1 pseudogene is annotated in these 5,175 nt (G+C 74.8%); it reads right to left on the minus strand.

The window, feature by feature from the left end:
* Positions 1-5,175 (minus strand): annotated as a pseudogene (locus AC08OQ_RS17495) (beta-ketoacyl synthase N-terminal-like domain-containing protein); the annotation flags it as partial.

The raw sequence follows: 5,175 nt of genomic DNA on the forward strand, positions 1-5,175 counted from the left end.
GTCCGGCACGGCCCGGGGCCGCGGCGGCACGAAGTCCGACACGTCGTCCGACACGACCCGGGGCCGCGGCGGCACGAAGTCCGCCGGCCGCCCCTCGGGAAGCTGGCCCGGCCGGGCCAGGCCAGTCGGGTCGATGCCCAAGTAGCCCAGTACGACGTCACGTTGCGCCGCGACCAGTTCCCGGGTGGTCCGCAGGAACTCCAGCACCACGGCGTCCACCGATCCGTCACCTCCAAGTTCGGCCAGTCCGGCGGGCCCCGCCGCCGGGTCGTCGGTCGTCTCGCTGTGGTCGGTCACGCCGGTGCGGTCGAACGGGAGGGGCGGCGTCACGGTGTCCTCGACGAACCCGCGCACGCCGACGATCTCGGGCACGCCGACGATCTCGGGCACGGAGGCGATCTCGGGCACGGAGGCGACCCCGGGCACGGAGGCGACCCCGGGTGAAGTCGTCCGCGCCGTCAGCCGGGTCGGCGGCCGCAGCCCACCGGGAAGGAACCGGCCGTCGGGCGTGCGCACGTAGGCCCCATCGATGAGCCAGCCGGGACGGCGCGGCAGGTCCGTCGCGCTGACCACCCGGGCGTCGCGGCCGGTAAACAGCGCGGAGGGGTCGAGCTCGACGCCGACGGCGGCGAGCTCGGCGAGGGCCAGCAGCAACCGGCGCAGCCCCGGCTCGCCGGCGACGTCGGTGGCCACCACCCGGTGCGGTCGACCGGCCAGAATCCTGCCGACGAGCTGCGCCAGGACGCGGCCGGGCCCGGCCTCGACGAAGGTCCGCACCCCCGCGGCGTACATCGCCTCGATCTGCTCGACGAACCTGACCGGCGCCGCCACCTGGCCGGCGAGCATCGCCCGCACCTCGTCCGGGCTGCCGGGGTAGGGCCCGGCGGTCGTGTTGGACCAGACCGGCAGGGTCGGCGCCTCGACCTCGACCTCATCGAGCCGGGCGGCCAGCGCCGTCGCCGCTCCCGCCACCACCGGGCTGTGGAAGGCGCACGCGACCGGGATCGGCTTGGCGCTGATGCCGGCCCGGCCGAGAGCCGCCACGGCGGCGGCAACGGCGTCCGTCGGCCCGGAGATCACGCTCTGCCGCGGGGCGTTGTGGTTGGCCACGACGACCCGGCCCGGTCCGGCCTCCCCACCCGCACCGGCCCCGTCGAGCGCGGCGCGGACCTGCTCGACCGACGCGGAGACCGCCGCCATCGTGCCCGGGTCGTCGCCAGCGGCCGCCAGGATCGCCGCGGCACGGGCCTCGCTCAGGCCGATGAGGTCCCGCCGGTCCAGTACCCCGGCGGCGCACAGCGCGACCAGTTCGCCGTAGGAGTGCCCGGCAACGTGGTCCGGGCGCACCCCGAGACTGGTCAGCAGGTCGTGAACGGCAAGCCCGGCGAGCCCCAGCGTCGGCTGGGCCGCGCGGGTGTCAGTAATCGCGGCTGCCTGGGCGGCCTTCTGCTCCCGGGAGAAGGCCGCCGGCGGGAACATCGTGTCTGCCCACCGGGGAGCGAGGTCCAGCACGGACCGCAGCCGTGGGAAGGCGATGAACAGGTCGGCGAGCATGCCGGGCCGCTGACTGCCCTGGCCGGGGAAGAGGAACGCGGTGGCACCCGGATCCGCGTCCTGGTCCCGGGCGAACAGGCCCGCCCGAGGGTTCGACGCGAACGTGCGCGCCTGGTCGATGGCGGCGGGCAGCGCGTCGAGGTCGTCGGCGACGAACGCGAGCTGGACCGGGCCGCCGCGTTCCGCGCAGACGGTGGAGGCGAGGTCACGCAGGCGGAACGGCCGTCCGGCCGCGTCGTTCGCGGCGATCAGCCCGGCCAGCCGGTTCAGCGCCCGGGTGGCCGCCGCCCGGTCGGTGCCGCGGACGACGAACAACTCCGCGGGCCAGCGGTCGAGGCCGTGGGCGGGCTCGGGTCCGCCGTCATAGGCGGACAGCACGACGTGGAAGTTGGTGCCGCCGAATCCGAAGGCCGACACACCGGCGTGGCGCCGCTCGGCCGGGGCGACCCACGGCTTGGCGACGCCGTCGAAGTAGAACGGGCTGGTCTCGGCGTCCCAATAGGTGTTCGGCGTGTCGATGTGCAGGGTCGGCGGCCGCACCCCGGTCTCGACGGCCTTGGCCATCTTGATCAGACCGGCCAGGCCCGCCGCGCACTTCGCGTGTGCCCGATCTGCGACTTCACCGAACCCACCGCGCACTGGCCCGGTGTCGCACCGTGGTTGGTGAAGACCTCGGTGAGGGTGGCGAGCTCGGTGCGGTCCCCCACGACCGTTCCGGTCGCGTGCGCCTCCAGCAGACCGATCTCGCTGGGCGAGATCCCCGCCCGCCCGTAGGCCCGTTCCAGGGAGAGCACCTGGCCGGCCTTGCGCGGCGCGGTCAGCCCCAGGGCCCGCCCGTCGGAGGAACCGGCGACGGCCCGGATGACGGCATGGATCCGGTCGCCGTCCCGTTCGGCGTCCGCGAGCCGCTTGAGCACGATGACAGCCACCCCCTCGCCAAGGCTGGTGCCGTCGGCGCCCGCGTCGAAGCTGCGGCACCGCCCGCCCGGAGACAGCGCATGGACAGAGGAGAACAGCAGGAAGTCGTGGGCGCCCGCGTGAGTGTCCACGCCGCCGCACAGCACCATGTCCGAGGTGCCCGCGACGAGCTCCTTGCAGGCGGCGTCAAGGGCGGCGAGCGACGACGCGCAGGCCGCGTCCACGGTGAAGTTCACCCCGCCGAGGTCCAGCCGGTTGGCGACCCGGCCGGCGATGACGTTCCCGAGCATGCCCGGGAACGAGTCCTCGTCCAACTCCGGCAGGAACTCCTCCAGCTCGGCCGGCAGGTCCCCGAGCAGCGCCGGCCACAGGGAGCGGAAGCTGTAGGCACCGGAGAGATCCGTCCCGGCCTCCGTGCCGAAGACCACCGATGTGCGGGAGCGGTCGAACGCCCGGCCCTCGCCGACGGTCTTCTGGCCCACCTCCTTCTGGCCCACGTCGTACCCGGCGCCGCGCAGCGCGCGGGCGGCGACCTCCAGCGCGAGGAGCTGGCTGGTCTCGATGCTGCGCAGCGACTTCGGCGGGATGCCATAGGCCAGCGCGTCGAACGGCACCTGCGGGAGGAAACCGCCCCATCTCGACGGAGTCCTGCGGCCGGCGTCCCTGAGCACCGCGTCCGGGTGGTAGTAGACCTCGGCGTCCCAGCGATCGGCCGGGACCTCGCGGATAGCGTCGTTGCCGGCGACGATGTTCGCCCAGAAGCTGGCCAGGTCCGGGGCATCCGGGAAGATCGCGGACATCCCGACGATCGCGATGTCGAGCGTCCGGGCGCCCGGACGCTCGGGCGCGCCGCGATCCGGTCGGCGGACCGCAGCTCGGCGGGTCGCAGCTCGGCGGCCCGGGCGGCGAGCCCGGCCGTGGCCTGCGCGGTGACCTCGTCATGCAGCTCGGCGATGCTCGTCCGCCGCGAACGCAGGGCGGCGGCCTGCCCGATCATGTACATGCCCTCCCGGGCCTGGGCCGCGGGATCGACCGTGACGACCTCGCTGCCCTCACGGCGCAGGCCCTTACTCGCGACCCGCAGCCGGCCGAGGTTGAGCGCCTCGAGCTCCTCCCACATCTGCTGGCGGGAGTGGCCGGCGGCGATCAGCTCACGGCGACGGCCCAGAAAGGTGTGGACGTACGCGGACTCCACGCACCGGGTGGCGTGACCGGGAGAGGTCTCGAGCAGCACGGTGCGCTTACAGTCGAGAGCGGCCTGCTGGAAACCCGGCAGGATCGCCCCGGACGCGACGGCCTCGGCGGTGAACAGGTACGCGGTGCCCATCAGCACGCCAACGCTCGCGCCCCGCTCTGCGAGCGGCCCGGCCGCCGCGGCGACCATCGCAGCGGAACGGGCGTCGTGCACGCCCCCGGCGAACAGCAGATGCAGGCCCGCGAAGAAGTCCGGACCGGCCTGATCGGTCGCGCCGAACTCCAGCAGGCCGGCGATCTGCGCCTCCCACAGCGGGAAGCTCGCCCGCGGCCCGACGTGCCCGCCGCACTCACGCCCCTCGAAGACGAACTTGCGCGCGCCGTCGGCCAGGAAGCGGTTCAGCAGCCCCGGGGACGGGACGTGCAGGAACGTGTCAATGCCGGCGGCCTCCAGCGGGGCCGCCTGTGCCGGGCGACCTCCGGTGACGATCGCGCAGGGAGGACGCACGTCATGCACAGCGGCGAGTTGGGCGGCCCGCAGCGGTGCCGGGGCGAACCCGAGGACCCCGACTCCCCAGGGCGCGTCCCCGAGCAGGTCCGCGGTCTCCTCCAGCAGGGCGCGGCTGTCCTCGCCGCTCATCAGCGCCAGGGCGAGGAAGGGCAGCCCGCCCTCATCGGCGACGGCACGGGCGAACGCCGCCCGGTCGCTGACCCGCGTCATCGGTCCCTGCGCGACCGGGTGGCGCAGGCCGCGGGCAGCGGCGAAGGGCGCACCGGGGGCGAGGGGACGGGTACGGGTGGCGGCGGCGATGCCCTCGCGGATGCCCTGGCGCACGGCCCGTACGACACCGCCCGCGGTCACGTGGCGGTCGGCGAGATCGGCGGCGAACGCTCCGTCCTGGCCGGCCGGGAGGAACTGGTTACGCAGATCACGCGCACCCAGCCGGCACGGGATCGCCGTGGCGTCGCCCGCCATAGCGGCGACAGGAAGATCGGGACGGGTGTACACCCGGTAGCCGGCGAGGAGGGTGGTCTCGCTACCGTCCATCGCGCGGACCGCCGCCGCGACCTGTGCCGGCAGCTCCATCTCACGCACCAGGGCGAGCTGGGAGTCCAGGACCACACCGGCCGCGCCGCCGGCCACCGCGGCCGCCGCGGTGGCCGGACCGATCCCGCCAGCGGCGAACACGGGCAGCGGCGCGCCCTCGGTGGTGACGAACGCCTGCGCGAGCAGATGTTGCAGGAGGGTGAAGGTGGTGAGGTCGCCTACGGGCCCCCGGACTCGTTGCCTCGCGCGATCAGCCCCTCGGCCCCCGCCGCCACCGCGTCGCACGCCTGCGCGACCGAGGTGACCTCCGCCCAGACCCGGCGCCGCGCCTCTCCACGCGGCCCGCTCGCCTGCAACCGGCTCGTCAGCGCGCCGATGTCCCAGCGGCTCCCCGGACCCGGCCCGGCGTCCGCCCACGCGACGGGGCCGGATCGGGGATCCGGACCGGACCGGACGACTAG

Source organism: Frankia sp. CcCS3, from assembly GCF_977927575.1.